Here is a 25,767-nt window from a genome sequence, read left to right on the forward strand (position 1 = left end):
AGGAGTTTTCGATGCCCAACTACACCTTCACGGTGAACGGGAAAACCGTCACCGTCGACGCGCCCGCGGATCTGCCCATGCTGTGGGCATTGCGGGACAAGCTCGGCGTCCGCGGCCCGAAGTACGGCTGCGGGATCAACGTCTGCAAGGCCTGCACCAGCCACCTCGACGGCGAGGCGTTCAACCCGTGCGTGACGCCGGTGTCCGACTGCTCCGGCAAGGAGGTCACCACGATCGAAGGCCTCGCCGACGGCGATGACCTGCACCCGGTGCAGGAGGCCTGGCTGGAGCAGGACGTCGCGCAGTGCGGCTACTGTCAGCCGGGACAGATCATGGCGGCGGTGGCGCTGCTGAAGAAGACGAAGAACCCGACCGACGCCGAGATCGACGCGATCCAGAACGTGTGCCGGTGCGGCACCTACTTCCGGATCCGCGAAGCCATCAAGAGCGCGGCCGCGAAGCTGTGAAATCCCGCTGGTGCGGCGGAAATCCCGACTTTCCGCCGCACCGGCGGCATCGCTCGGTTTCGACGGGCCACCTCCGGGCAAGTCGTGTTAGATGACGTCCCCAGGGACTCGACGAGGAGTCCCTGCCCCGGAGGACGTCCATGCACTACCGAACTGTGCTCCGCGAAGGTTCGGCCGCGGTGGTCGCCGAACTGGCCGTGGAGGTCGAGAAGCAGCTGCCGGCGCTCATCGACGGTACCGTCGGGCGGATCCGCGCCGAGATGCCGGTGTACCGCGACGCGCAGTTCGTCAGCCTCGCCGAACTGCGGACGTCGGTGCGGAACAACCTCGAATTCGTCATGCGGACCCTGCGCGGCACGGAAGAACCCGACCTCTCCCAGGCGAGGGCGACCGGGCGCGCCCGCGCGCTGCAGGGCGCGCCACTGCCGGAACTCCTGCGGGCCTACCGGATCGGGCTCACCGAGGTGTGGAACCGGTTCGTCGACCTGACCGCTTCGAGCGAGCACCAGGACCTCCGCGGCCTCGTCGCCGCGACGTCGGCGATCTGGGCGCTGATCGACGACTACGCCGAGGCGCTGACGACGACGTACCGGGACACCACCGCCGAAGTCATGCTGGCGCACCAAAGCAGACGCTCCGCGCTGGTCGAGGCGTTGTTCGCCGGTGGCGCGGCCACCGAGGGCACGCTCTGGGACATCGCGCGCGTGCTGGAGCTCTCGCTCGACGGGACGTATGTGGTCGTCGCCGCCGAGACCCCGCGCGTCGGGCACGAACCGTTGCCCCAGATCGAAAACCGGCTCCGCGAACGGCATCACGCGTCCGCCTGGCGGCTCACCCCGGACCTGCAGGTCGGGGTGATCTCGATGCGGGATCCGGTGGCGTCCCCGGTGATCATCGAGCTGTTGCGGGAGAACCAGATCGGCCGGATCGGGGTCAGCCCGGTGTTCACCGGCCTCGGGAACACCTCCCGCGCGCTGCACCTCGCCCGGGTCGCGCTGTCCAGCATGATGCCGGGGTCGACGGGAATGGTGCAGTTCAACGAATCCCCGCTGGCCGGTCTCGTCGCCAGCGCTCCCGAAGCGTCCGTCCAGCTCGCGCACCACGTGCTGCGGCCGATCCTCGACCTGCCCGGCGACGACCGGAACGTGCTCCTGCTGACGTTGCGGGCGTGGTTCGAATGCCAGGGCTCCACGAAACTGACGTCCGAGCGGATGTTCTGTCACCCCAACACGATCCGGCATCGGCTGAAGCGGATTTCCGAGGAGCTGGGGCGTTCGCTGACCGACCCGGCGGACATCGCCGAACTCGGCGCGGCCCTGCGCGCGCTCCACCTGTTCCCGGACACCTCGCATTTGCCCTCGCCGAGGGATCCGCTGCGCTAGATTCGCCGTATGGAACAGTTCGCCATCGGCGGAGACCTGCCCGTACACCGTCTCGGTTTCGGCGCCATGCGCCTGCCGACCGAAGCCGGTCCCGCGCGTGAGGCGTCCATCGCCTTGGCGCGAAGGGCCGTGGAGCTCGGCATCACCCTGATCGACACCGCGCACCTGTACGGCGGCGGCGCCAACGAGGAACTCCTCGCCGAAGCGCTGTATCCGTACCCGGACGACCTGGTGATCACCACCAAGGTCGGCGTCGTGCGGACCGGCGACGACTGGAAGTACGACGCACGGCCGGAATCGCTGCGGGCGCAGGTCGACGAAGGCCTGCGGCGGTTGCGCGTCGAGCGGATCGAGCTGCTGCAGTTGCACCGCCTCGACCCCGAAACCCCGCTGGCCGACCAGCTCGGCGCACTGCGGGACCTGCGCGACGAAGGCAAGATCGGCCGGATCGGGCTGTCCGAGGTCACCGTGGACGAACTCGCGCGGGCACGGGAGATCGTGGACATCGCGAGCGTGCAGAATCGCTACAGCCTCCTGGACCGCTCGTACGAAGCGGTGCTGGACGCGTGCGAGGCGGCCGGGATCGCTTTCCTGCCTTGGCGTCCGGTGCTCGGCGCCGCGTCGGAGGCCGGATCCGAGCTCACCGCCGTCGCCGCGGAGCTCGGGGTGACCACGGCGCAGGTCGGGCTCGCGTGGCTGCTCGCGCGGTCGCCGGTGATGCTGCCGATCCCCGGGACGGCGAGCATCGCGCACCTTGAGGAGAACTTCGCCGCGGGGGACGTGAAGCTGACCGCCGAGCACCTGGAGCGGCTCACGAAGGCTTGACGGCCTCCACGAGCACCCGCCGCGAGTGCGCGACGAACTTCCCGTCGGTCTCGATGATCCGATGGAGTTCCGCGAGCCTGTCGCGGTACTTCTCGACCTCGAACCCCGGCACGATCCAGATCACCTTCCGGAGGAAGTGGACGACGGCGGCGAGGTCGAAGAACTCCATCCGCAGTTTCGCCGGTTCGAGGCGCTCGACGCGCAGCCCGACGGCCTCCGCCTCGACGCGGAGGACGTCGGGCGTCCAGCCGCCGTAGTCCTGCGGGCCGAGGAAGAACTCCTTCAGCTCCCGCACGGTGCCGGCGCCGATCTGTTGCGACAGAAAGGTTCCACCCGGCCGCAGCACTCGGGCGATCTCCCGCCACGGATTCGCGATCGGATGGCGGCTGGTCACCAGATCGAAGGACTCGTCGGGGAACGGCAGAGGCGCGTCGTGCTCGGCCTCGACCACCTCACCGCCCAGTGGTGCGAGGTTCCTCCGGGCGACCTCGACGTTCGGCGGCCAGCCTTCGGTGGCGGCGAGGACCGGCGGCGGTTCCGGGATGCCCGCGAGCACCTCGCCGCCGCCGGTCTGCAGGTCCAGCCCGGCGGCGGCCGCCGCCATCCGCTCGCCGAGCAGCCGCGAGTAGCCCCACGGCGGCCGCTCCTCGGTGGCCCGGCCCTCGAACCACGAGAAGTCCCAGCCTTCGACCGGGACGGCCGCTCCTTCGGCGAGTAGATCTTCGAAAGTCATGCTCGCAGTCTCGGCGCCCCGGCCGGGCGGGGCAACGCGATTTCGGGTGCTATCCGGCGTCGGTCGAGCGCTTCCAGAGGTTGATGTCGGCCTCGGTGGCGTAGCGGTCGATCTCGGCCAGCTCCTCATGGGTGAAGTGCAGGTTCTTCAGCGCGCCGACGTTGTCCTCCAGTTGGGCGACGCTGCTCGCGCCGATCAGCACCGACGTCATCCGCGGATCACGCAGGCCCCAGGCGAGCGCGAGCTGCGCGAGCGTCTGCCCGCGCCGCCGGGCGATCTCGTTCAGCGCCCGGATCTTGCCGAGGGTGCTCTCGGTGATCGTGTCCGGGTTGAGCGACTTCCCTTGCGCCGCACGGGAATTCTCGGGAACGCCGTCGAGGTAGCGGCTGGTCAGCAGCCCCTGCGCCAGCGGCGAGAAGGCGATGCAGCCCGCGCCTTCGGCTTCGAGCGTGTCGAGGAGCTTGTCGCCTTCGAGCCAGCGGTTGAACATCGAGTACGACGGCTGGTGGATGAGCAGCGGGGTGCCCAGTTCGCGCAGGAGCCGCGCGGCCTCGGCGGTCTTCTCCGACGAGTACGACGAGATGCCGACGTACAGCGCGCGTCCGGAGCGGACGGCGGTGTCGAGCGCGCCGACCGTCTCTTCGAGCGGAGTCTCGGGGTCGAAGCGGTGCGAGTAGAAGATGTCGACGTAGTCCAGGCCCATCCTGCCGAGCGACTGGTCCAAAGAGGACAGCAGGTACTTGCGCGAGCCCCATTCGCCGTACGGGCCGGGCCACATGTCGTAGCCTGCCTTGGTCGAGATGACCAGTTCGTCACGGTAGGGCTTGAAATCCGAAGCCAGCAGCCTGCCGAAGTTCTCCTCGGCCGAACCGTAGGGCGGGCCGTAGTTGTTGGCGAGGTCGAAGTGGGTGATGCCCAGGTCGAACGCGCGCCGCGCGATGTCACGCTGGGTGCCCAGCGGTTTGTCGTTCCCGAAGTTGTGCCACAGGCCCAGCGAGATCGCGGGCAGTTTCAGGCCACTGCGCCCGGTGCGGCGGTAGGGGATGCTCTCGTATCGGCCCTCGGCCGCGACATAGGTGCTCACGGCCCCGATGCTAGCCGCCGGAAGCACGCGGTCGAATGTGACATCTCGGTTCCCGCCGTCTCGGCCGGGTATTCCACGTCAGTTCGAATCAGTTCGAAATGATGGACCAATACCGGAATGGGTGGCAGGTCGGGTGAGGGAAAGGCGCTATCCTGCGTGGGTAAGGGAACGAACTGGGGGTTCCATTAATGCTGCGCATATACTTTTCCACGGATGATCTGCTCAGGATCCGGCTGCTGGCCGAACCACATCGGATGTGGGAGGTCCTCCTGAGCCTTCATCTGGTTCAGACCAGGCAGGATCAGCCGGTTTTCGGCGGTTGGCGGCGGGCGTTGAGACCTCGGCTGCCGTCGACCACGGGACTGCTCACCGCACTGGCCAGACCCACGGGCTACTCGCCGGACTTCCTGACCCCGTCCGGCGACATCCCCGACCTGGAGACCGGTCTCGACCTGCTCCTCGGTACCACGAGGACGCGCTTGAAGAGCGATATCGCCGAGCTCGCCCGGCACCGGGTGCTGCCGAGATGGGTGTCCGAGATCGCCGACGGCGAAGTGGAGTCGCTGGAGCGGCTGGCCGCCGCCGTGCGTGCGTACCACCGCGCGGCCATCGAGCCGTTCTGGCCGAGTATCCGTCACCACGTCGAGCTGGACCGGCGGACCAGGGCGGATGTCGTCGCTTCGGCCGGCTTCGAGGCCGTGCTCGCCGGGCTGCACCCCGCCGTCCGATGGCGGCCACCGGTGCTCGAGGTCGATTACCCGGTCGAACAGGATCTCTACCTCGACGGCCGGGGTCTCGTCCTGGTGCCGTCGTTCTTCTGCTGGGGTGGGCCCATCACCACGCTCTCCGGGGACTCCGCCACACCCATGCTGGTCTATCCCGTCGACCGGTCGCCGGGCTGGACGGCGAACTCGGACGAAGAGGCGCTGCGGACCCGCTCGCTGACCGCGCTGCTCGGGCGGACCAGGGCCACCGTGCTGCGGACGATCGCCGAACTGCCGCAGGTCAACACCACGGATCTCGCGAACGCCCTCGGTATCTCACTGGCCGGGGCCAGCCAGCACACGACGGTGCTGCGCAACGCCGGGCTGGTGCAGACTGCACGGACGAACGGCGCGGCGGTACACCGGATCTCGCAAAGAGGGTCCGCATTGCTCCGGCCATGATCGCGGTTTCAGGCAGCCGTGAAAGGGCTTGTCACCCGCGAGCCGAATTCATAAGTTTTGAGATGTCCGGCCGAACCGGAGTGAAATCCCCACCTCTTCCCGCTGGGCGGAATGGTCCCCGCGCACCCAATGGGAAAGGGTCTTTCCGGAATTGCCCGGACTTGGGAAAACCAATCTGGAGGGAACAGCCATGTTGAAGCAGATCGCCACCCGGGCCGCCGTCGCCGCGTCGGTCGCCGCCTCGGCGGGTGCGCTGATGTTCGGCGCCGCCACGACCGCGTCCGCCGCGGAGGCCACTCCCCAGGGTGACCTGGGGACCATGGCCGTGTGCGGCTACTACGAGCAGGGCCTGATCAGCTACTACAACCACTGCGGCTCGACCAACGTCACCATCCACGTGACCTACAACGTGGGCGGTGACGAGGACCTCTGCGTCACGCCGGGTATCACCAAGCTCGGCTACAACGCCGACAACGCGTGGTACACGGGCCTTTGCTGATCTGACACCCCGCCAGGGGTTCGCGGATCACCGGCGGCGGTGAAGGGTGCTCACCCTTCACCGCCGCTTTCGTCGGTGTCGCCGGAAGCGCGGGAGAAGAGGGTGGCGACGGCGCCGAGGTGATCTTTGAACGCCGAAGGGCTCTCGACCTCGAAGGGCGCGCCGATGGCGGCGAGGATCAGGACGGGCCAGTCGAAGGAGTCGACGTTCATCGTCAGACGGCAGGACTTCTCGTCGATCGCTTCGAGCGCGCCACCGAGGTACCGCACCGCCGACTCGACCCGGTCTTTCGGCGCCTCGACCCGGACGACCAGCGTATGCGTGGTCGGCCTGGCCTTGATCTGGGCCTCGACGAACTTGACCGCGTCCCCGCCGGGGATCTCCCGCGGCCGGTAGCGGGCGCCGGTGGTGCGAGGCTCGCTGAGCCTGTCGACGCGGAAGGTGCGCCAGTCCACCCTGTCGAGGTCATACGCCACCAGGTACCAGCGCCGTCCGAGCGAGACGAGCCGATGCGGCTCGACCAGCCGTGCGGACTCCTCGCCGCCGCGTGCCGCGTAGTCGAACTTCAGCCGCTCGTCGTCCCGGCACGCCTGCGCGATCACCGTCAGGCTGGCCGCGTTGACCCGCGGACCCGTGACGGCGGCCGGCGTCGTGTACGCCTGAAGCGCGTCGACACGTCTGCGCAGCCGGGGCGGCATCACCTGGACGACCTTCGTCAGCGCCCGGACGGACGTCTCCTCGATGCCCTCCACCGAACCGCTCGCCGCCGTCCGCAGGCCCACCGCGATCGCCACGGCCTCTTCGTCGTCCAGCAGCAGGGGAGGCATGACCGTGCCCGATCGCAGCTGGTACCCGCCCGCCACGCCGCGGCTCGCGTTGACCGGATAGCCCAGCTCGCGCAGCCGCTCGACGTCGCGCCGCAGCGTCCGCTCGCTCACCTCCAGCTTGTCGCTCAGTTCGATCCCGGACCAGAAGCGGTGTGTCTGCAGCAGGGACAGCAGCCGCAGCATCCGCGCACTCGTGTTCGCCATGAATCCAGATTCGCTCCGATTCCGGTCAGAAACTGGCCGGAATTGACTTTAGCGTTGCTCCCATGACGATGACACTGGACACCCCGAGCGGTGTGACCACGGAAAACGTGGAGAAGTCCTACCGCTGGCGCTGGCCCGCGCTGTTCGTGATCCTGACCGGCTCGGTGATGGAACTGCTCGACATGACGGTGACGAGCATCGCCGGACCGGTCATGCGGTCCTCGCTCGGCGGCGGCACCGCGATGATCCAGTGGCTCGGCGTCGCCTACACCCTCGCGATGGTGTCCGGCCTGCTCACCGGCGGGCGGCTCGGCGACATCTTCGGCCGCAAGCGCATGTTCCTGATCGGCGCGATCGGTTTCGTCGTCGGCTCGCTGTTCTGCGCGATCGCGGTGAACCCGGAAATGATCATCACCGCGCGAGTGGTGCAGGGCCTCTTCGGAGCCGCGATGGTCCCGCAGGGCCTCGGCATGATGAAGGAGATGTTCTCCGGCAAGGAACTCCAGTCCGCGTTCGGCATGTTCGGCCCGGTGATGGGGCTCGCCGCGGTCGGTGGGCCGATCCTCGCGGGCTGGCTGGTGGACGCCGATCTCTTCGGCACCGGCTGGCGGATGATCTTCCTGATCAACCTCCCGATCGGCGCGCTGGCCGTACTCGCCGCGCTCAAGTTCCTTCCCGAGTCCCGGCCCGGTGGTTCGCTCACCCTCGACATCCCCGGCGCCCTGCTCGCGACGACCGGCGCGCTGCTGATCGTCTTCCCGCTGGTGCAGGGCCGCGAGTACGGCTGGCCGCTGTGGACGTTCGCGATGATGGCCGCCGCGGTCGCGGTGTTCGGCGTGTTCGCGTGGTTCGAGAAGCGCAAGAGCCGCCGCGGCGGTGACCCGCTGGTCGAGCCGAGCCTGTTCCGCAAGCGCAGCTTCCTCGCCGGGATGGCGACCGGGACGATCTACTTCGCGGCGTTTTCCGGTTTCGGTCTCGTCTTCACCCTGTACCTGCAGTTCGGGCTCGGATTCTCGCCGCTGAAGGCCGGGCTGACGGGCGTGCCGATGTCGCTGGGGATGATCGTCGGGATGGGCCTGGTGCAGGTGGTGCGCAAGCACGGCCGCAAGGTGCTGCACACCGGCGCGCTGATCATGACCGCCGGCGTGGTCGCGTTGCTGCTGCTCCTCGGCCCGGAGACCGGTCCGTGGCAGATCGCGCCCGCGTTGCTGGTGGTCGGGATCGGCTCGGGCCTGATCATGGGGCCGTACTTCGAGATCGCGCTGTCCGGAGTGGAACCGTCGGAGGCCGGATCGGCGTCCGGGGCGCTGACGTCGCTCCAGCAGGTCGGCGGTGCTCTGGGGCTGGCGCTGCTGGGCACGGTGTTCTTCGACGCAGGGCCCGCGGATCCGACCGGCGCGGCCCAGCGGACGTTCTGGGTGGTCGCGGTGATGGTGATGCTCACCTTCGCGGTCGGGTTCCTCCTGCCGAAGCGGATCCGCGACGTAGAGTCGGCCGGGTAGGCGATCGAGCTGGGAGGCCGCGTGGCTGGGACCGGGTACTTCACATCCGTCGAAGACGTGACGGCGAAGCTCGCCGACACCGGCTACCTGGCCTCCGCGGCCGTCGCCACCACGGTGTTCCTCGCGGACGCCCTCGGTAAGCCGTTGCTGATCGAGGGCCCCGCCGGGGTCGGCAAGACCGAGTTGGCGAAGGCGGTCGCGCAGGCGAGCGGCTCCCGGCTAGTGCGCTTGCAGTGCTACGAAGGCGTCGACGAGTCGCGTGCGCTGTACGAGTGGAACCACGCGAAGCAGCTTCTCCGGATCACGGCGGGCAAGGACGAGACCTGGGACGAGGCCCGCAACGACATCTTCGGTGAAGAGTTCCTGCTGGCCAGGCCGCTGCTGGCGGCGATCAAGGGCGACGAGCCGACCGTTCTGCTCATCGACGAGACCGACAAGGCCGACGTCGAGATCGAGGGTCTGCTGCTGGAGGTGCTGGGCGACTTCCAGATCACTGTCCCGGAACTCGGCACGATCACCGCCGGGCGCAAGCCGTTCGTGGTGCTGACCTCCAACGCGACGCGTGAACTTTCCGAGGCGCTGCGACGGCGCTGCCTGTTCCTGCACATCGACTTCCCCGACGCGGCACTGGAGCAGCGCATCGTGCGGCTCAAGGTGCCGGGCGTCGACGACGCGCTCGCCGCGTCCGTGGTCAAGGTGATCACCGCGCTGCGGGCGATGGAACTGCGGAAGGCGCCGTCGGTCGCCGAAACCATCGACTGGGCCAGGACCCTGCTGGCGCTCGGCGCGGACAGCCTCGGCGAGGATGTCGTCCGCGCGAGCCTCGGCGTCATCCTCAAACACCAGGACGACGTCGTGAAGGCGGACGCGCGGCTGGAGCTCGGCAAGGTCCTCGACTCGTGAGCGGTGTGCCGGGCAGACTCGTCGAGTTCGTGGAAGCGTTGCGGGAGCACGGGATCCCAGCGGGTCCCAGTGAGACGGTCGACGCCGCCGCGGCACTCGAAGTACTGGGCCTCGCCTCCCGTGAGCAGATGCGCGAAGGGCTCGCGGCGGCGCTGGTCCGGCGCGGCGGCCAGCGCGCGGTGTTCGACGCGACGTTCGACATCTACTTCCCGCTCGGCGTCGGTGCACCGTCCCAAGACCCCGTCGAAGACCTGGCCGCCTTGCGGGATCGGCTCGCGGCCGCGCTCGCTGCCGGCGACCAAACGGAACTGACGCAACTCGCCGGGCTCGCCGTCGACATGCTGGGGGAGTACGGCGGCACGTCGGGCACCGGCGGCTGGTCGGCACACCAGACGCTGGAACGGCTCCAGCCGCAGACACTCGTGGTCCGCGTGCTCGAAGCGATCCGCGCGGGCGGCCAGGAGGATTTCACCGACAGACTGGACCGCGACGACGTCCGGCGGCGGGTCGAAGGTTTCCGCGGGCTGGTGCGGACGGAAGCACGCCGCCGGGTGGCGGAAGTCCGTGGCCGGGAAAGGGTTTCGCGGCACGCCGTCCCGCCCTCGGCCGACCGCGTCGACTTCCTGCTCGCCAGCCGCGCGCAACTCGCCGAACTCCGCCGCGTCGTGCAGCCGTTGTCGCGCAAACTCGCCACCCGGCTGGCCGCCCGGCGACGGCGGCACGCGCGCGGGCAGATCGACCTGCGCCGGACGCTGCGGCGCTCGCTGTCCACCGGTGGCGTCCCGATGCGGCCGTCGTACCGCCGTCACCGGCCCGGAAGACCGGAAATCGTGCTGCTGTGCGACATGTCGGGTTCGGTGGCCGGATTCGCGAACTTCACCATGCTGCTGGTGCAGGCCTTGCGCGACCAGTTCAGCAAGGTGCGGGTGTTCGCGTTCATCGACGCGTGCGACGAGATCACCCACCTCGTCGACACCGGCGCCGCGGATCCGGAGGACCTCGGCGCGCGCATCCTCGCCGACGCGGAACTGACCCGCTGGGACGGGCACAGCGACTACGGGCACGCGCTCGGCGAGTTCGCCGAGCGGTACTCGGACGCCGTGGGGCCCAAGACATCCCTGCTCATCCTCGGGGATGCCAGGACCAACGGCGGCGACCCGAATCTGGCGGCGGTGCGCGGGATCGCCGCCGCCGCGCGGCATACGTATTGGCTCAATCCCGAGCGGACCGCGCTGTGGTCCACAGGGGACTCCGAGGCGCACGCCTACGCCCAGGTCGTCGAGATGCACGAATGCCGGAACGTGCACCAGCTGACCCGATTGGTGACGCGGCTCTTGCCCGCTTAGGGCTTCAGGGCCGCTTTCCCGTACGCGTCGGCGTTGCTGAACACTTCCTGCCCGTACGCGGTGGAGTTGTTGTAGGTCAGCACCGCGGTCCACCAGCCGGCGGGGTCACCGAGGTCGCCGCCCCGGGCGCACAGGTACCGCGCTGTCGTCATCGCCGCGTCGTCGATGTTCTGCGGGTCCGGCGCGGCGCCGTCGCCGCTCGCGCGGACGCCGTACCGCTTCCAGGTGGCGGGCAGAAACTGCATCGGCCCGACCGCGCGATCCCACTTCGGGTCGCCGTCGAGGGCGCCCTTGTCCGTGTCGACGACCGCCAGCACGCCGGGGGAGCCGTCGAGCGGGATGCCGATGATCGGCGGCGTCACGACGCCGTCCTCCCCGGCGCGGGAGCCGTCATGCCGGGCGTGCTGGGACTCGGTCCGGCCGATCCCGGCGATGGTCGCCCAGGTGATTTCACAGCGCGGAGCCGTCTTCGCGGTCTTCTCGGCGGCGTTCACGTAGGCCCGCAGCGCGCGAGCGGGGATGTCCGTGTTCTCCGACACCTTCGCGATCCAGGCGGCCTTCGCGGGCTCCGCGGGCAGCGGGCCGGCGTCGCCGGGGATCCCCGAGCGGGGGGCTGGTTTGAGGGCGGGGACGACGAATTCCGGTTTCACCGGCACCGGCTCGCGGTCGTTGAGGCTCACCACGACCCACACGGCGCCGGCCACCAAGGCGCCCACGACCAGGAGCGCGAGCATCACGCAGCCGCGCGGGCCGCGTCTCTTGGGCGGTGGTTGCCACTGGTCCATGAGATCCAGTGCCGAAGGGGACGAAGCGGTCACCGGTTCCACGGTACGTGACGGATGTGGAGAAGTTGTGTGCCCCGCCGTCCGGGTGACCCTGGCCACGACCCGCAATTCGTCACCTACTTGCGATCCTTAGCTCGCGTAACTACCGCGAGTAGGTGACGAATTGCGGGGTGCGATCGCACCCTTTGCCCGGTTGACAGCGCTTCCGCCGGATGGTGAGACTAGTCCGCGTTAGGAAGGTTTCTTAACGAGGGCTCGCCGCGCCCCTGCTTCACGAACGCAACGACGCTTCTGAAGGAGGCACAAAGTGGTACGCCCAAGATGGCGGGCGGCGCTGGTCACGGTGCTCGCGGCCGCCTCGGTCCCGATCTCCGCCCAGGCCGCTTCCGCGGCTCCCGTCCGCTACGAGTCCGAGAACGCGACGATCTCGCGCGGTGTCGTCGAATCCAATCACGCGGGCTTCACCGGATCCGGCTTCGTCAACTACGACAACGTCACCGGTAGCTACGTCGAGTACACCGTCGACGCGGCGCAGGCCGGGCAGCACACGCTGATCTTCCGCTACGCCAACGGCACCACCGCCAACCGCCCGCTCGACATCACCGTCAACGGCTCCCTCGCCGTCGATGACCTCGGGTTCGCCGGCACCGGCGCGTGGACGACCTGGCGCACCGTCACCACCACGGTGAACCTCGCCGCGGGCAGCAACAAGATCCGCACCACCGCCGTCACCTCGAACGGCGGCCCCAACGCGGACTCGCTGTCGGTCGAGGCCAGTGGTGGCTCCAACGACACCGAAGCGCCGTCGGCGCCGGGCTCGCCCACCACGTCCACGGTGTCCTGCGGCAGCGTGACCCTGACCTGGCAGGCGTCGTCCGACAACGTCGGCGTCACCGGGTACCGCGTCCTGCGGAACGGGCAAACCGTTGCCACGACGGTGAATCCGCCCGCGACGGTGACCGGTCTCGCCGCGTCGACGGCCTACTCGTTCACGGTGGTCGCCTACGACGCGGCGGGGAACACGTCCGCGCCGAGTGCCGTCGTCTCCGCCACCACCCCGGCGTGCGGTACCGGGACACCGGTGTCCATCAACGGAAAGCTCCACGTCTGCGGTGTCAAACTGTGCAACCAGTACGGCAAGCCCATCCAGCTGCGGGGGATGAGCACCCACGGGATCCAGTGGTACAGCCAATGCGTGAAGACCGCCTCGCTGGACGCGCTGGCCAACGACTGGAAGGCCGACATCCTGCGCGTCGCCATGTACATCCAGGACGACGGCTACGAGAGCAACCCGCGCAAGTTCACCGACATGATGCACAACTACATCGAAGAGGCGACGAAACGCGGGATGTACGTCCTCGTCGACTGGCATCAGCTCGACCCTGGCGACCCGAACGCGAACACCCACCTCGCGAAGACCTTCTTCACCGAGATCGCCCAGCGGCACAAGGACAAGGTCAACATCATCTACGACGTCGCCAACGAACCGAACGGCGTCAGCTGGGCGGACGTGAAGCGGTACGCCGAAGAGGTCATCCCGGTGATCCGCGCCCAGGACCCGGACAGCGTCGTCTTCCTCGGGACGCACGGCTGGTCGACCTTCGGAATCTCCGACCAGCGCGACGAGACCGACATCCTGAACAACCCGGTCAACGCCACCAACATCATGTACACGTTCCACTTCTACGCGGCGTCGCACCAGGACGAGCACTACGACGCCTTGGCGCGGACGGCCGACAAGCTCCCGGTGTTCGTCACGGAATTCGGCACCCAGACCTACACGGGTGACGGCGGGAACGACTTCACCTACTCGCAGAAGTACCTGGATCTGCTGGCCGCCAAGAAGATCGGCTGGACGAACTGGAACTTCTCCGACGACTTCCGCTCCGGTGCCGTGTTCAAGACCGGAACCTGCGCCGGGAGCTCCTTCACCGGCACTTCGATGCTGAAACCCGCCGGTGTCTGGGTGCGGGACCGCATCCGCACGCCGGACGACTTCCCGACCGGCTGATTCCCCGCATTTCGTCCTCTGGATGCGGTACTTGCACGCGCAAGGACCGCATCCAGAGGACTAATCGCGGGAGAGCCAGGCGTCGATCTCTTGGTGGATCGAACGCTTGAGTTCGGCGGGCGCGAAGGACGCGTCGACGGACGCCCGGGCGAGACCCGCGAGCGCGAGATCGTCGTAGGCGAACGCCTCACGAGTGCGCAGGAACTCGTCGGTCAGCGTCGTCCCGGTCACCGAAGGGACGTCGGTGCTGAGCGTGACCACGAGCCCGGCGTCGATCAGCCGGGGGAGCGGGTGCTCCTCGAACGAGGGAACGAGCCCGAGCGTCACGTTCGACGACGGGCAGACCTCCAGCGCGATACCGCGTTCCCGCACCTCGGCGACCAGCGCGACGTCCTCCAGGATCCGGATGCCGTGGCCGATCCGTTCGCTGTGCCCGGCCTCCAGTGCCTCGCGGATGCTGGCAGGTCCGGCGTCCTCCCCGGCGTGGTGGATCAGGTGCAGCCCCGCCTCCTCGGCCTCGTCGCAGATCTCGGCGAACGGCGCGAGCGGGTACTTCTCCTCCCCGGCCAGCCCGATCGCGAACACCCCGTCCGGCGCGTACCGGCGTGCCAGGTCGAGGGTGAGGCGGGCACGTTCGACCGGACGGCGGCGCGAGTGATCCAGCAGAACCCGCCAGTGGAGCCCGGATTCGGCCGCCCCCGCCGAGAGTCCTTTGAGGACCGACGCCAGTGGCATGTCCGGTTCGCCCAGTCGTTCGCCGTGCGAAGCCGCCGTGAAGGTGACCTCGGCGTAGCGGACGCCGTCCGCGACCTGGTCCTCACAGAACTCCCGCGCCACCCGTTCGAAGTCCTCCGGCCTCCGCAGGCAGGAGCGGAGCAGGCCGTTGTAGTCACCGAACGCGCGGAAGCCGTCGAACACGGGTTGTTCCGCGGGTACGGCGACGCCGTTCGCCTCGCCGAGGTCACGGAGCGTGTCCGGCCTGATGGTGCTTTCGAGGTGGACGTGCAGATGCGCCTTGGGCAGCAGCGAAAGATCCCGCATGAGCACCAAGTTAGTGGCCCCGGCCCTCGTCCCGCGCCCGGTTTTCCGGCGGCCGGATATCCGAAATGAGTGATTCGGCTCGCGGCGGGGAACCCAGGGGGCACCACCGGTCGTTGAGCAGGACACCAGACGACCCCGAGGAAAGGGACCACAGTGCCTCTACTGCGGAAGTTGACCGCCCTGGCCGGCACCGCCGGGGCCGTGCGCGCCTACGTGCGGAAGAACCCCGAGAAGGTCTCCAAGGTCGTGAACAAGGCCGCGACCTTCGTCGATCACAAGACCAAGGGCAAGTACCACAGCCAGATCGACGGCGCGGTACGCAAGGTCGACGGGATGACCGGGCGGCCGCCGCGCCGGCCTTACGAGCACTAGGGCGCCCTAGGCGTCCGCTAGCGTCTCGAGGATCTGCTCGCCGTACTTCGCGAGCTTGTTCTCGCCGACGCCGCTGACGGTACCCAGCTCCTGCAGCGTGGTGGGCCGTTTGGTGGCGATCTGGCGCAGGGTCGCGTCGTGGAAGATCACGTACGCGGGCACACCCTGTTCCTTCGCCGCCGCGGCCCGCCACGAGCGCAGCAGCTCGAACACCGGCGCCGCCTCGGCGGGCATGTCGGCGGCCGCGGCCTTCTTCGCGCTGGACCGGGCCGCGGCCTTCGCCGCCCGCTCCGGCTCGCGCCGCAGCTGGACCTTCCGCTCCCCGTTGAGCACCTCGGCGCTGCCCTCGGTCAGCACGAGCGAGCCGTAGTCGCCCTCGACCGCGGCGAGCCCCTGCGCCAGCAGCTGCCGCACCACGGCCCGCCATTCGGGCTCCTTCAGCTCCGTGCCGATCCCGAAGACCTTCAGGGAATCGTGCCGGTGCTGTGTCACCTTCGGCGTCGACTTGCCGAGCAGAATGTCGATGATCTGCCCAGCGCCGAACTTCTGGCGGCGCTCGTTCTGCAGCCGGACGATGGTCGAAAGGATCTTCTGCGCCGGGATCGTGCCGTCCCAGGTCTCCGGCGGCGCCAGGCAGGTGTCGCAGTTGCCGCAGGGCTCGCTCCGCTGCCCGAAGTAGTTCAGCACCTGCACACGACGGCATTCGACCGTCTCGCACAGTGCCAGCATCGCGTTGAGGTGGGCGCTCAGCTGCCGCTTGTGCGCCTCGGACCCCTCCGACATGTCGATCATCTTGCGCTGCTGGACGACGTCTTGGAGGCCGTACGCCAGCCACGCCGTCGACGGCAGCCCGTCACGGCCCGCGCGGCCGGTCTCCTGGTAGTAGCCCTCGACGGATTTCGGCAGGTCCAGATGCGCGACGAACCGTACGTCGGGTTTGTCGATGCCCATGCCGAACGCGATCGTCGCGACGACGATCAGCCCGTCCTCGCGCAGGAACCGCGACTGGTGCTTCGCGCGGGTCCGTGCGTCCAGCCCGGCGTGATACGGCACCGCCGGGATCCCGTTCTCGACCAGGAAATCCGCGGTCTTCTCGACCGAGTTTCGCGACAGGCAGTAGACGATGCCCGCGTCGCCCTTGTGCTCGGTGCGCAGCAGCTCCAGCAACTGCCGCTGCGGCGAGTTCTTGCCGACGATCCGGTACTGGATGTTCGGCCGGTCGAAGCTGGCGACGAAATGCCGGGCGTCCTCCAGGTTGAGCCGGGACGCGATCTCGGCGTGTGTCGCCTTGGTGGCGGTGGCGGTGAGCGCGATCCTCGGCACGTCCGGCCAGCGCTCGTGCACCGCGGACAGCATCAGGTAGTCGGGCCGGAAGTCGTGACCCCACTGGGAGACGCAGTGCGCCTCGTCGATCGCGAACAGCGAGATCTTGCCTCGGTCCAGCAGCCGCACGGTGGATTCGACCGAGAGCCGTTCGGGAGCCAGGTACAGCAGGTCCAGCTCGCCGGCGACGAACGCGGTCTCGACCCTGTTCCGCTCGGCGTAGTCCTGTGTCGAGTTGAGGAAACCCGCGCGCACGCCGAGGTTCCGCAGCGCGTCGACCTGGTCCTGCATCAGCGCGATCAAGGGGGAGATCACCACGCCGACGCCCGGCCGCACCAGCGCCGGGATCTGGTAACACAGCGACTTGCCACCGCCGGTGGGCATGAGGACGAGCGCGTCACCGCCTGCGATGACGTGTTCGACGATGGCGTGCTGGTCGCCGCGGAAGTCGTCGTAGCCGAAGACGCGGTTCAGCGTCGCGAGGGCTTCCGAGGTACCGATGTCGGGGGCTGCCACCCGGACGATTCTAGGGGCGGGGTCCGACAGTCGACGCGCCCGAGCACCTCAGCGCGGGAATTCCCAGTCCAGCGCCCGGTTTCCGGTGACGACCGGCCGGTAACCGCCGTCGGCGGGCCCGCCGGTCTCGAGCGCGGACGCGGTCCGCTCCAGCAGCTCGGTCAGGGTCGGGGGCCGGTGGTCGAAGCTCACCGAACCCTCGTGGTTCCAGTCGCCGAGCCGACCGGTGCCGGTGCGCTGGTCGAGGAACAGCCCGTCGCCACCGCCGTCGACGGCGACGGGCAGGAACCGCCCGTGCCACCAGTGGCCGACGTTGTCGTCCAGCCCGCTCGACGTCAGCACCTCGCACATGACCTTCGCCTGGCTCGCGATGGTTTCAGTGGAGGCCAGGTGGTGGAACGGGGGCAGGGCGAAGCTGTCGCCGATACCCGAAACACCGTCGTGCCTCAGAAGGAAGGCGACGAGTTCGGCGGGAAGGGGGACGCCGGTCTCCCGTTGCGCCTGGGCGATCCGCGCGAGCGTCGCGGGTGGGCGGAGGCTCGCCGCCGTCGTCGGCGCGTGGGCCTTGAGCCATCGCTCGACGCGGTCCCAGGCGGTGTTCACCCGGCGGGTGGTCGCCGCGGGGACGGGATCGAGTGCGGCCGGGCCCTGTCCCAGCCGGCAGCCGCTGTCGACGGTGAGCGTCGGCCGGGTCGTGGGCGCGGGTGCGGCGGTCGAGTAGGACGGCATGCGCGGTGTCGTCGGCGGGGCCGCGTACCACTGCGCTCCCTTGTCCTGCCCGCCACGCACCGTCACCGCGTAAACGAGCCCCAGCACGATGACGACACTCGCGACGGCGATCACCACTGCGCGTCCCCAGCCTTTGCGCATGGGGAGAGACTAGTCTTCGGCGGCCTTACGGCGTTCGCGGCGGCCGCGCGCGATCTCGGTGGCCAGCGCGTCGAGCGGGCCGGTCCAGAACCGCCGGTACTGGTCCAGCCAGCCGTCGATCTCCTTCAGCGGACCCGGATCGACCGAGTACAACCGTCGCGAGCCCTCGGCACGGACGGTGGTGAACCCGTTCTCGCGCAGGACGCGCAGGTGCTGGGAGACCGCGGGCTGCGAGATGCCGAACTCGGCGCGGACCACCGCGGTCACGTCGCCGGAACTCTGTTCCCCGCCCGCCAGCAGTTCCAGGATCCGGCGGCGCACCGGATCCCCGAGGACGTCGAACGCGTGCATCCGGCAACTATCACGGCCTGGGCTTATATAAGTCAAGCGTGTAAGGCCGGGGTCACCTCGCGGTGGCATCGTGGGGCGGGAGACGCCGGAAGGGGAATCGATGAAACTGGCCGAAGTGGTGGCCGACGGGTTCGGTCGCGTCCGAGAGGTCGTGCACGAAGCCGTCGAGGGGCTGAGCGCCGATCAGCTGACCGCGAGCCCGGCGCCGGGCGCGAACACGATCGCCTGGCTGGTCTGGCATCTGACCCGGGTGCAGGACGATCACGTCGCCGGCCTGATGGGCACCGAGCAGATTTGGACCGCGCGGGACTGGATGGGCCGCTTCTCGCTGCCCTTTCCGGCGTCGGACATCGGCTACGGACATCGTCCCGAAGACGTCGAGGCGGTCCGTGTCGGCTCCGCCGACCTGCTGACGGGCTACTACGACGCGGTGCACGAAGCGACGACGGGTTGGGTCGCCGGACTGGCCGAAGCCGACCTCGACCGTATCGTCGACGAGGCGTGGGATCCGCCCGTCACCCTCGGGGTTCGCCTGGTCAGCGTGCTCTCCGACGACCTCCAGCACGCCGGGCAGGCGGCGTACGTCCGGGGGCTCGTACTCCGCGCTACGTAGGCGAGGTGCCGCTCCACGACGGACGACGGGAACACCGCCCGCGGAAACACTGGTCGCATGAGTACTTCCACAGTGCGGCGACCGCCGATGACGCTCACCCCGCGGTGGCGGAAACTCGTCCTCGTCGTCCATGTCGTTTCGTCACTCGGCTGGCTCGGGATCACCATGGTGAACGCGGTCCTGACCTTCACCTCCGTGTTCACCGGCGACGCCCGCCGCCAGCAAGCGGCCATCCTGATGATGGACCAGATCGGCGGCTATCTCCTGCTGCCGGTCAGCATGACCGCACTGGTCAGCGGGATCGTGCTCAGCCTCGGCACGAAATGGGGCCTGATCCGGTACAAGTGGGTGGCGATCAAACTGGTCCTGACCCTGATCGCCGCCGGGCTGACGCTGTTCTCGCTGCTTCCGGGCATCCGGGAACTGGCGGCCGCGACCGAGTCCACTATGGACGGTGTATTCGTGGAGGCCGGGCGGCGCGTGGACGGGTTCTACCCGATCATCGTGTCCACCACGATGTACGTGACCATGACCGTGCTGTCGGTGTACAAGCCGGGCGGAAAGACCCCGTACGGACGCCGGGTGACCGCCACCCGGGTCCGTGCCCGGCAGCCGGTTTAGAACTGTTCCAGAGCTTCGTCGATCCGCTGGGCTTCGGCGCGCAGATCGTCCAAGACGGTCTGCGCGGCCGCGGTCTCACCGTTCGCCGTCTCTTCCTCGAGTTCGGCGTCGGCGAGCCGCCGCCGGAGGTCGTTCGCCTTCTCCGTGGCCTTCTCCGCCCGGCGTTCGGCGCGGGCGACGTCGGTCTCGGCCTGTTTGCAGGCCTTCGCGAGCTCGGCGGCCTCGCGCCGGAGCCGGTTGAACTCCGCCACCCGCTTCTGTTCGCGTTCGGCCTCTTCGCGGGACTTCGCGATCCGCTCCTGCTCGGCCTTCTCGGCGGCTTCCCGCTTCGCCTTCCGCCGATCGTCCAAATGCGACACGGTGGCGGGCTTCTCGCGCTCCGGCGCGGGTTTCCGCTTCGGCTGTGGGTTGAACCCACTGGTCAGCCATTGGTCGCCCGTGCTGTCCGCCCCGCTGCTCAGCCGCCCGGCCAGTGCGAGCGCCGCGACCTCGGGATCGGCGACGACGGCTTCGAGGGTGGCCTCGACTTCGCGGGAGACCGGCTCGCTCATCGAACGTTCGTCCCGCAGGATCCGGTTCACCAGCTCCTGCCGCCGCCGGGCGAGTTTGCGCAAGTCGGCGCCGGCCAGCGCCGAATGCGCCTTGCGCAGTTCGTCGCCGAGCTTGGCCAGCTCCGCCAGCTCGGGTGAGCCCGCCCGGCGGTTGAGGATCGAGGCCGCGAGCGTGGGCTTCCGCAGGGCGCGGATACGCTCGCCCAAAGCGGGGTCCCCCGCGGCCTTGGCCTCTTTCGCCCGTTGGTTGCGCACCGAGACGAACTCGGCCGGATCGCCGGCGTAGAGCTCGTCCGCGACTTCGTCGAAGTCCATCGCCCTCCGCAGGGTCGTGGCCGGTCAAGGCCTGATCGGGTGGCCGTGCTGCCGTACGCGTCCGACGATGATCCCACGAGACCCCGGAGCTTTCACCTTTACGGACTCATCCGGCCACCTAGCGGATCACGTCCTCCGGTGACACCCGCCGGACCGGTGAATCCGGGTTACCCGGAGCCGGTCGGACCAAGGGCAGATCGGCACTTTGGAGGTGGTTTCCTCCCGATGGCGGAACAACGATGGTGATCAGGGGGAAGCCAACGGCCGCTGGAGGCACCGAATGTCCGTCACCGAACGCGTTCCCGTTTCACCGCAGGCGAGTTTCCTCGGTTCCGGACCGTATCCGGAACACCGATGGCGCGTGGTGCTCTGGTCCGTCCTGGCGGGCTTCGCGCTGACCGTGCTCTGGTCGGCGCCCTTTGTGGACAGTGTGATCGGTGACAGTGTCGCCAACACCCTTCTGGGACACGACGCCAAGGCGACCCCGATCGGCGGAGTGCTGGCCGGAACGTTCTTCGCGTTCGTCTCGGGGCTGGCCGGAACGTTCACCGCCTGCAACATCGCCGCTTTCGGTGCCGTGGCCCCGCTTGTCGGCGGACGAGCCACCGGGCGGCCGAAGTTCACGGACACGCTGAAGCCACTGGGCTGGATCGCGGCGGGAATGCTGACGGTTTCGGTGGTGTACGGTGTCATCGTCGCTCTCGTCGGCACCAGGATGCCGCAGTTCTCGACGGCCTCGTCGTCAGGTGGGCTCAGCCCGCGGAACATCCAGTCGATGATCGTCTACGGCGTGATCGGGATCGTGTTCATCGTGCTGGGCCTGGCTTCCGTCGGCATCGTCCGCAACCCGATCGCCGGCCTCACGCGCCGGTTCCCGCCCGCGCCGCTCGTGCTGATGGGCGCGCTCATCGGCGGTTTCCTGATCGGCAGGCCGTTCCCGCTGTTCCGGATGATGTTCCGCAGCGCGGCCGAGAGCCACAACGTGTTCTACGGCGCCGCCGCGTTCGCCCTGCAGTCGGTCGGCAACATCCTGGTGATGGCGCTGTTGTTCCTTCTGCTCACGCACGGCACGGGCGGGCGGCTGCAGCGATGGATGCTCGCGAAACCCACCAGGATCGCCGTGGTGACCGGTGCCGCGTTGCTGGTCGCCGGCACGTTCACGCTGCTGTACTGGGATCTGCGCGTGCTGGGCCGGACGGGCGTCATCTGGTACCCGACGATCAAGTGGTGAGAAGCCGGGCCAGTACCTGCTCCACCGAATCCTGAAGGCATCTCGCCGCGTCCTCCCGGCCGGCGAGATGCTTCAGCAGGCCCTGCTGGAACAGGCCGTCGAAGAGCGCATACGTCGTCGACGGGGAGAAAATCGCCGGTTTGCCCACGAGTTCCGCGTACCGGGAGACGACCCGCCAGATCATCAGTTCGAGTGTCTCGTCGATGGCGAGAACGTCGGCCTGGAACAGCTTCTCGAACAGGCTCTGGTTGCGCAGGTCGTACCAGAGCCGGTGCAGCCGCGCGTTTTCCCGCAGCGTGGCCGCCGTCGCGGCTCCGAAGGCCGTTCTCAGCTCTTCGGCCGTTTCCGCCGTTTCGACTATCCGGTCGTACCGGGTGACGCATTCGGCCTTGTACTGCTTGACGCAGTAGGTGATCAGCTCGGCCTTGTCCCGGAAGTAGTAGTGCAGGACCCCGTGGGAGAACTCGGAGTTCTGCGCTATCTCCCGCAGGCTCGTGCGCGCGTAGCCCAGCTCGGACAACGTGACCAGCGCCGACCTCGCCAGCTGCGCGCGCCGTTGGCCGAATCTGTCCACCTGGCGCGTTTCGTCACCGCTGCGGTCCGCCACGTCGGTCACAGTTCCCGGTTCCCGTCGCCTCGGGTGCCCGCCGTCCACGAGCACGTCGTGGGATTCTAGCCGGGAAAGGGTTTTCTTGCGCCCGACAGAATTATTCGAGCCATTCGGTGATGAAATGGTCGCTTTCGTGGATGTGGACGGCCTCGTAGACTTCCGGCCCGATCACGGCGAACTTGTGCGGGGTCTCCGCGGGCACGACGAGGACGTCGCCCGCGCCTCCTTCGCGTTCGGTGTCCCCGATGATGAACCTGGCCCGGCCGCGGACGATGACGAACGTCTCCCGATACGGATGCTGGTGCAGCCTCGGCCCGGAACCGTCGACGTCGGTCCGCTCGCGGATGATCGAGACTCCGGAGCCGATGTCGCGCCCCTCGACGTTTCCCAGGGTTTCGGTGGTCATTCCGCCACTCTAGCCCTGGTCACGGACGCCGTGGGGCTACTCGCCGCGGTCGACCACGAACGCCGAAAGGCCGACGAGCAACGCCCTGGCGGGCCGGTCGGGAAGGCTCAGCGCGAGGTCTCTCGCCTTGGCGGCGTATCCGTGGGCCTCGGCGAGTGCGCGCATGACACCGGCGGATTCGCGCAGGAGCCCGAGCGCCTCTTGGCGGATCACCGGATCGGGAACCGGTCCGTGGCCGATGATCTCGCGCAGGCGGACGGCGCCGGGTCCCTCGTCGTCGAGCGCGTGGAGCATCGGCAGGGTGACGATGCCTTCACGGAGATCCGTGCCCGCGGACTTGCCCAGGTCGCTGGTGGACGCGGAGATGTCGAGGACGTCGTCGGAGATCTGGAACGCCACTCCGATCAGCTCGCCGTACCGGCCCAACGTTTCGATGGTCCGCTCATCCGCACCCGACACCTGCGCGCCGAGCCTGCCCGCCAGCGCGATCAGCGACGCGGATTTGTCGGCCATCACCTGGATGTGATGCTCGTACGGCGCGTGACGGCCACAAACCTCGAAGGGCCCGGTCGTCTCGAGGAACTGACCGCGCACGAGCCTGCCGAACGTCTGAGCCTGTGACCGCAACGCGTAGTCGCCGAGCCCGGCACCGACGCGTGCCGCGCAGGCGAGCACGTAGTCTCCGATCAGCACCGCTTTCTTGTTGCCCCACAAGGAGTTCGCACTGGTGACCCCGTGCCGCATCGGTGCCTCGTCCATGACGTCGTCGTGATAGAGCGTCGCGACGTGGATCAACTCGACGAGTGCGGCCGCCGAGATCGGATCGCCTCGTCCGTCGCCGAAAGCCGCTCCCGCCAACGCCATCACCGGACGAAGCCTCTTCCCGCCCGCGCGGACGAGATGGGTGGCGGCTTCGGTGAGTTCCGGATGACCGGGGCTGCGCAACACCTCCTGAAGTCTCTCTTCGACCCGGGCGAGCCCGGTGCGGAGTTCGGCGGCGAACTCCGCGTGCCGATCGACGGCCGGGTCCAGGCCGAGTTCCGTAACGATCGTGGTCGTGTTCACGACCTCCAGCATCCGAGCCGGAGGTTCGCGACCGCATGGCGCCCGGGAGGGAGATCGCTCCCTCCCGAGAGGGAAACCGCCCGGTCAGAAGGGCGGCTCCGGGTTTCCGGCGGGCACCGGCGTTCGCTCCCAGGCCCCGTCCGACGGCGTGCCGCCCGAACTCCGGCCCGCTTTGTTCACCTTCGCCGTGGCATACCGCAGCGACGGGCCGATCTCGTCGACGTCGAGCTCCACCACCGTGCGTTTCTCGCCTTCCTTGGTTTCGAACGATCGCTGTTTCAGCCTGCCCTGCACGATGACCCTCGTCCCTCTGGTGAGGGATTCGGCCAGGTTTTCCGCGGCCTGCTTCCACAGCGCGCAGCGCAGGAACAGCGGGTCTCCGTCGCGCCATTCCCCGCTCGCGCGGTCCAGGACGCGTGGTGTCGACGCGACCGTGAAGTTCGCGACCGCCGCTCCGGACGGGGTGAACTTCAGCTCCGGGTCGGTCGTCAGGTTGCCGATCACCGTGAGCACCGTTTCTCCGGCCATGGGATTTTCCTCCTCGTGGTCCGCGCGCGGGACCCGGCCGGGCCCGCTGTCGCCGGTGAAGAGGAGACCACCGGGGTACGACAGTTTCCGGCGTCCCGCGGCCGCCGGATGTCACGAAAGGGTCGTTCAAGCCGAAAAGTGGCCTGAACGGTCCTTTCGTGACAGCCGAGCGGCCGAGACGCATTCCCCGAGCCGCGCGAGCCCTTCGTCGACGCGGTCGGAACCGACCAGTCCGTAGCCGATCACCAGCCCGCCGCGTGTGCCCCCATAGGTGGCCAGGTTTTCGACGGCCACGCCCGCTCTGGCCGCTTCCGCGACGACACCGTCCACAGTGTCCGTCGCGTGTGGACCGGCCAAGGCGCACAGGTGCAGCCCGGCGCTCGACGGGACGACTTCCAGCAGATCGCGCAGTTCGTCGCGGGCGAACGCCAGGATCCGCTCCCGTCGCACCGAATACTCCCGCGTCGCTTTGCGCACGTGACGGGCGAGAAGACCCTCGTCGATGAAGCTCGCCAACGCCGATTGCGTGACGAGATCGCCGTGCCAGTCCATGAGCTGCTTCGCCTGCCGCAACGCCGGGCGCAGCGAAGCGGGCGCCACCAGGAAACCGAGACGCAGCAAGGGCAGCAGAGTCTTCGAGAACGATCCGACGTACAGCACCCTGCCGTCACGGTCCAGGCTTTGGAGCGGTTCGAGCGGCCGGTCCGAGAACCGGAATTCACTGTCGTAGTCGTCCTCGACGATCACCGCGTCGTTCCGCTCCGCCCACGCCAGCAGCGCCGTCCTCCTGGAGAGTGACATCGGCGTGCCGAGCGGGAATTGGTGCGACGGCGTCGTATAGATCAGCCTGGTGCCCTTGGCGAGCGCGGCGACGTCGAGCCCTTCGGCGTCCACCGGCACCTTCGTGACCCGGGCACCGTGGGCGGTGAAGAGCCGTTCGGCCGGGGGATAGCCGGGGTCTTCGACGGCGACCCGCGTGCCGGGTTCGATCAGGACCCGGCCGATGAGGTCGAGTGCCTGCTGCGCTCCCTGAGTGACCACCAGGTCCTCACCGCCGGCCCGCACCGATCGGGCGGCGCCGACGTGCCGGGCGATCGCCACCCGCAGTGCTTCGAGCCCGGCCGGGTCGGCATACCCCGACGGTGTCAGCAGAGACGGCCGCAAGGCCTGGCTGACCAGCCGTCGCCAGGTCCGCAGCGGGAACAGGGCCGGATCCGGGACACCGACGCGGAAGTCGAACGCGGGGGCCGACCGGTCCTCGCCCAGCGGCACCGGAAGGGAACGCCAGCGCGCGGCAGGCCGTACTCCACCGGCGGGCGCGGCACGCTGCGTTCGCGCCACGGGATCCGCGCTCACGAACGTCCCGCGTCCGACGTGGCCGCTGAGGAACCCTTCCGCGGTGAGCCGTTCGTAGGCGACCGCGACGGTGTTGCGTGAGACGTCGAGTTCACGGGCCAGTTCCCTGGTCGGCGGCAGGCGCTCCCCGGCGCGCAGGCGTCCGTCGATGATGCCGTCGCGGAGCTGACGGTAGATCCGCGCGGCCAGGTCGGTATGTCCGTCGAGGCTGATGTGGAACGGCACGGTCCGAGCCTATATTGGCCCAACGAGGATGACGGATAT

General features: G+C 68.8%; 27 protein-coding genes. 13 read left to right on the plus strand and 14 right to left on the minus strand.

Annotated elements, in window-relative coordinates:
• The first annotated feature begins 11 nt into the window (after window positions 1-11).
• From CVV72_RS00750 to CVV72_RS00760, 3 genes are all read left to right on the plus strand, one after another.
• A complete protein-coding gene (locus CVV72_RS00750) occupies window positions 12-467 on the plus strand; it encodes a (2Fe-2S)-binding protein (RefSeq protein ID WP_125684206.1) in 456 nt (151 codons plus the stop codon).
• Window positions 468-607: 140 nt separating this feature from the next.
• A complete protein-coding gene (locus CVV72_RS00755) occupies window positions 608-1,849 on the plus strand; it encodes a CdaR family transcriptional regulator (protein WP_219150438.1) in 1,242 nt (413 codons plus the stop codon).
• Between the two features lie 9 nt (window positions 1,850-1,858).
• The gene (locus CVV72_RS00760) at window positions 1,859-2,674 is read left to right on the plus strand and encodes an aldo/keto reductase (protein WP_219150440.1); all 816 of its coding nucleotides are present in this window, start codon (window positions 1,859-1,861) and stop codon (window positions 2,672-2,674) included.
• Here the strand turns inward: CVV72_RS00760 and CVV72_RS00765 are convergent.
• Together CVV72_RS00765 and mgrA are read right to left on the minus strand one after the other, a co-directional pair.
• On the minus strand, window positions 2,661-3,407 hold the full coding sequence (locus tag CVV72_RS00765) for a class I SAM-dependent methyltransferase (protein WP_219150442.1): 747 nt from the start codon (window positions 3,405-3,407) through the stop codon (window positions 2,661-2,663). The two genes, CVV72_RS00760 and CVV72_RS00765, sit on opposite strands and share 14 nt — an antisense overlap.
• A 49-nt stretch (window positions 3,408-3,456) precedes the next feature.
• Complete coding sequence (mgrA, locus tag CVV72_RS00770; protein ID WP_219150444.1) at window positions 3,457-4,491, minus strand: L-glyceraldehyde 3-phosphate reductase; 1,035 nt, start codon at window positions 4,489-4,491, stop codon at window positions 3,457-3,459.
• Window positions 4,492-4,679: 188 nt separating this feature from the next.
• Here mgrA and CVV72_RS00775 point away from each other — a divergent pair, with 188 nt between their 5' ends.
• The gene (locus tag CVV72_RS00775; RefSeq protein WP_219150446.1) at window positions 4,680-5,657 is read left to right on the plus strand and encodes a helix-turn-helix transcriptional regulator; all 978 of its coding nucleotides are present in this window, start codon (window positions 4,680-4,682) and stop codon (window positions 5,655-5,657) included.
• A 190-nt stretch (window positions 5,658-5,847) separates the two neighbouring features.
• Window positions 5,848-6,156, plus strand: a complete 309-nt coding sequence (locus tag CVV72_RS00780) for a DUF6355 family natural product biosynthesis protein (protein WP_219150448.1) — start codon at window positions 5,848-5,850, stop codon at window positions 6,154-6,156.
• A gap of 50 nt (window positions 6,157-6,206) precedes the next feature.
• On the opposite strand, the gene CVV72_RS00785 is transcribed toward CVV72_RS00780, so the two are convergent.
• Complete coding sequence (locus CVV72_RS00785; protein WP_255632432.1) at window positions 6,207-7,187, minus strand: YafY family protein; 981 nt, start codon at window positions 7,185-7,187, stop codon at window positions 6,207-6,209.
• 62 nt (window positions 7,188-7,249) lie between these two features.
• On the opposite strand from CVV72_RS00785, the gene CVV72_RS00790 reads away from it, so the two are divergent.
• From CVV72_RS00790 to CVV72_RS00800, 3 genes are read left to right on the plus strand one after another with little or no spacing between them, the layout of a single operon-like run.
• Complete coding sequence (locus tag CVV72_RS00790; protein ID WP_219150449.1) at window positions 7,250-8,689, plus strand: MFS transporter; 1,440 nt, start codon at window positions 7,250-7,252, stop codon at window positions 8,687-8,689.
• Between the two features lie 21 nt (window positions 8,690-8,710).
• Window positions 8,711-9,592, plus strand: coding sequence for a MoxR family ATPase (locus CVV72_RS00795; protein WP_219150451.1), 882 nt, complete (start codon window positions 8,711-8,713; stop codon window positions 9,590-9,592).
• Window positions 9,589-10,938: a VWA domain-containing protein gene (locus CVV72_RS00800; protein ID WP_219150453.1), complete on the plus strand. Its 1,350-nt coding sequence runs from the start codon at window positions 9,589-9,591 to the stop codon at window positions 10,936-10,938. The genes CVV72_RS00795 and CVV72_RS00800 overlap by 4 nt, the downstream gene beginning before the upstream one ends.
• Here CVV72_RS00800 and CVV72_RS00805 read toward each other — a convergent pair.
• Complete coding sequence (locus CVV72_RS00805) at window positions 10,935-11,756, minus strand: lytic transglycosylase domain-containing protein (RefSeq protein WP_255632433.1); 822 nt, start codon at window positions 11,754-11,756, stop codon at window positions 10,935-10,937. The two genes, CVV72_RS00800 and CVV72_RS00805, sit on opposite strands and share 4 nt — an antisense overlap.
• Window positions 11,757-12,030: 274 nt before the next feature.
• Here CVV72_RS00805 and CVV72_RS00815 point away from each other — a divergent pair, with 274 nt between their 5' ends.
• Window positions 12,031-13,734: a cellulase family glycosylhydrolase gene (locus CVV72_RS00815; protein ID WP_255632434.1), complete on the plus strand. Its 1,704-nt coding sequence runs from the start codon at window positions 12,031-12,033 to the stop codon at window positions 13,732-13,734.
• A gap of 60 nt (window positions 13,735-13,794) precedes the next feature.
• Here CVV72_RS00815 and add read toward each other — a convergent pair whose 3' ends face one another.
• Window positions 13,795-14,775: an adenosine deaminase gene (add, locus tag CVV72_RS00820; protein ID WP_219150457.1), complete on the minus strand. Its 981-nt coding sequence runs from the start codon at window positions 14,773-14,775 to the stop codon at window positions 13,795-13,797.
• Between the two features lie 153 nt (window positions 14,776-14,928).
• Here add and CVV72_RS00825 point away from each other — a divergent pair, with 153 nt between their 5' ends.
• Window positions 14,929-15,147, plus strand: coding sequence for an antitoxin (locus CVV72_RS00825; RefSeq protein WP_016335889.1), 219 nt, complete (start codon window positions 14,929-14,931; stop codon window positions 15,145-15,147).
• 6 nt (window positions 15,148-15,153) lie between these two features.
• Here the strand turns inward: CVV72_RS00825 and recQ are convergent, their stop codons facing one another.
• From recQ to CVV72_RS00840, 3 genes are read right to left on the minus strand one after another with little or no spacing between them, the layout of a single operon-like run.
• Window positions 15,154-16,986, minus strand: a complete 1,833-nt coding sequence (recQ, locus tag CVV72_RS00830) for a DNA helicase RecQ (protein ID WP_219150459.1) — start codon at window positions 16,984-16,986, stop codon at window positions 15,154-15,156.
• A 48-nt stretch (window positions 16,987-17,034) separates the two neighbouring features.
• Window positions 17,035-17,856: an SMI1/KNR4 family protein gene (locus tag CVV72_RS00835; protein WP_219150461.1), complete on the minus strand. Its 822-nt coding sequence runs from the start codon at window positions 17,854-17,856 to the stop codon at window positions 17,035-17,037.
• Window positions 17,857-17,865: 9 nt separating this feature from the next.
• A complete protein-coding gene (locus CVV72_RS00840) occupies window positions 17,866-18,207 on the minus strand; it encodes a helix-turn-helix transcriptional regulator (protein ID WP_219150463.1) in 342 nt (113 codons plus the stop codon).
• A gap of 100 nt (window positions 18,208-18,307) precedes the next feature.
• Between CVV72_RS00840 and CVV72_RS00845 the strand changes: the two genes are divergently transcribed.
• A complete protein-coding gene (locus CVV72_RS00845) occupies window positions 18,308-18,820 on the plus strand; it encodes a DinB family protein (protein WP_219150465.1) in 513 nt (170 codons plus the stop codon).
• A 57-nt stretch (window positions 18,821-18,877) separates the two neighbouring features.
• Complete coding sequence (locus CVV72_RS00850; protein WP_255632435.1) at window positions 18,878-19,441, plus strand: hypothetical protein; 564 nt, start codon at window positions 18,878-18,880, stop codon at window positions 19,439-19,441.
• On the opposite strand, the gene CVV72_RS00855 is transcribed toward CVV72_RS00850, so the two are convergent.
• Window positions 19,438-20,307 carry a hypothetical protein gene (locus CVV72_RS00855; protein WP_219150467.1) on the minus strand — a complete coding sequence of 290 codons (870 nt, stop codon included), beginning with the start codon at window positions 20,305-20,307 and terminating at the stop codon, window positions 19,438-19,440. The two genes, CVV72_RS00850 and CVV72_RS00855, sit on opposite strands and share 4 nt — an antisense overlap.
• A gap of 280 nt (window positions 20,308-20,587) precedes the next feature.
• On the opposite strand from CVV72_RS00855, the gene CVV72_RS00860 reads away from it, so the two are divergent.
• Complete coding sequence (locus tag CVV72_RS00860; protein WP_034324431.1) at window positions 20,588-21,538, plus strand: hypothetical protein; 951 nt, start codon at window positions 20,588-20,590, stop codon at window positions 21,536-21,538.
• On the opposite strand, the gene CVV72_RS00865 is transcribed toward CVV72_RS00860, so the two are convergent.
• The 5 genes from CVV72_RS00865 to CVV72_RS00885 form a co-directional block, all read right to left on the minus strand.
• Entirely contained in the window at window positions 21,528-22,154 is a 627-nt protein-coding gene (locus CVV72_RS00865; protein WP_219153745.1) for a TetR/AcrR family transcriptional regulator, read from the minus strand. The genes CVV72_RS00860 and CVV72_RS00865 overlap by 11 nt on opposite strands.
• Window positions 22,155-22,245: 91 nt before the next feature.
• The gene (locus CVV72_RS00870; protein WP_219150469.1) at window positions 22,246-22,554 is read right to left on the minus strand and encodes a cupin domain-containing protein; all 309 of its coding nucleotides are present in this window, start codon (window positions 22,552-22,554) and stop codon (window positions 22,246-22,248) included.
• 36 nt (window positions 22,555-22,590) lie between these two features.
• Entirely contained in the window at window positions 22,591-23,619 is a 1,029-nt protein-coding gene (locus CVV72_RS00875) for a polyprenyl synthetase family protein (protein WP_255632436.1), read from the minus strand.
• Between the two features lie 84 nt (window positions 23,620-23,703).
• A complete protein-coding gene (locus CVV72_RS00880; RefSeq protein WP_219150473.1) occupies window positions 23,704-24,147 on the minus strand; it encodes a single-stranded DNA-binding protein in 444 nt (147 codons plus the stop codon).
• A 126-nt stretch (window positions 24,148-24,273) separates the two neighbouring features.
• Window positions 24,274-25,728 (minus strand): PLP-dependent aminotransferase family protein, encoded by a 1,455-nt coding sequence (locus CVV72_RS00885; RefSeq protein WP_219150475.1) that lies wholly within the window; start codon window positions 25,726-25,728, stop codon window positions 24,274-24,276.
• Window positions 25,729-25,767 lie beyond the last annotated feature (39 nt).

The sequence above is a fragment of the Amycolatopsis sp. TNS106 genome, from assembly GCF_019330265.1.
Lineage (GTDB): Bacteria > Actinomycetota > Actinomycetes > Mycobacteriales > Pseudonocardiaceae > Amycolatopsis > Amycolatopsis lurida.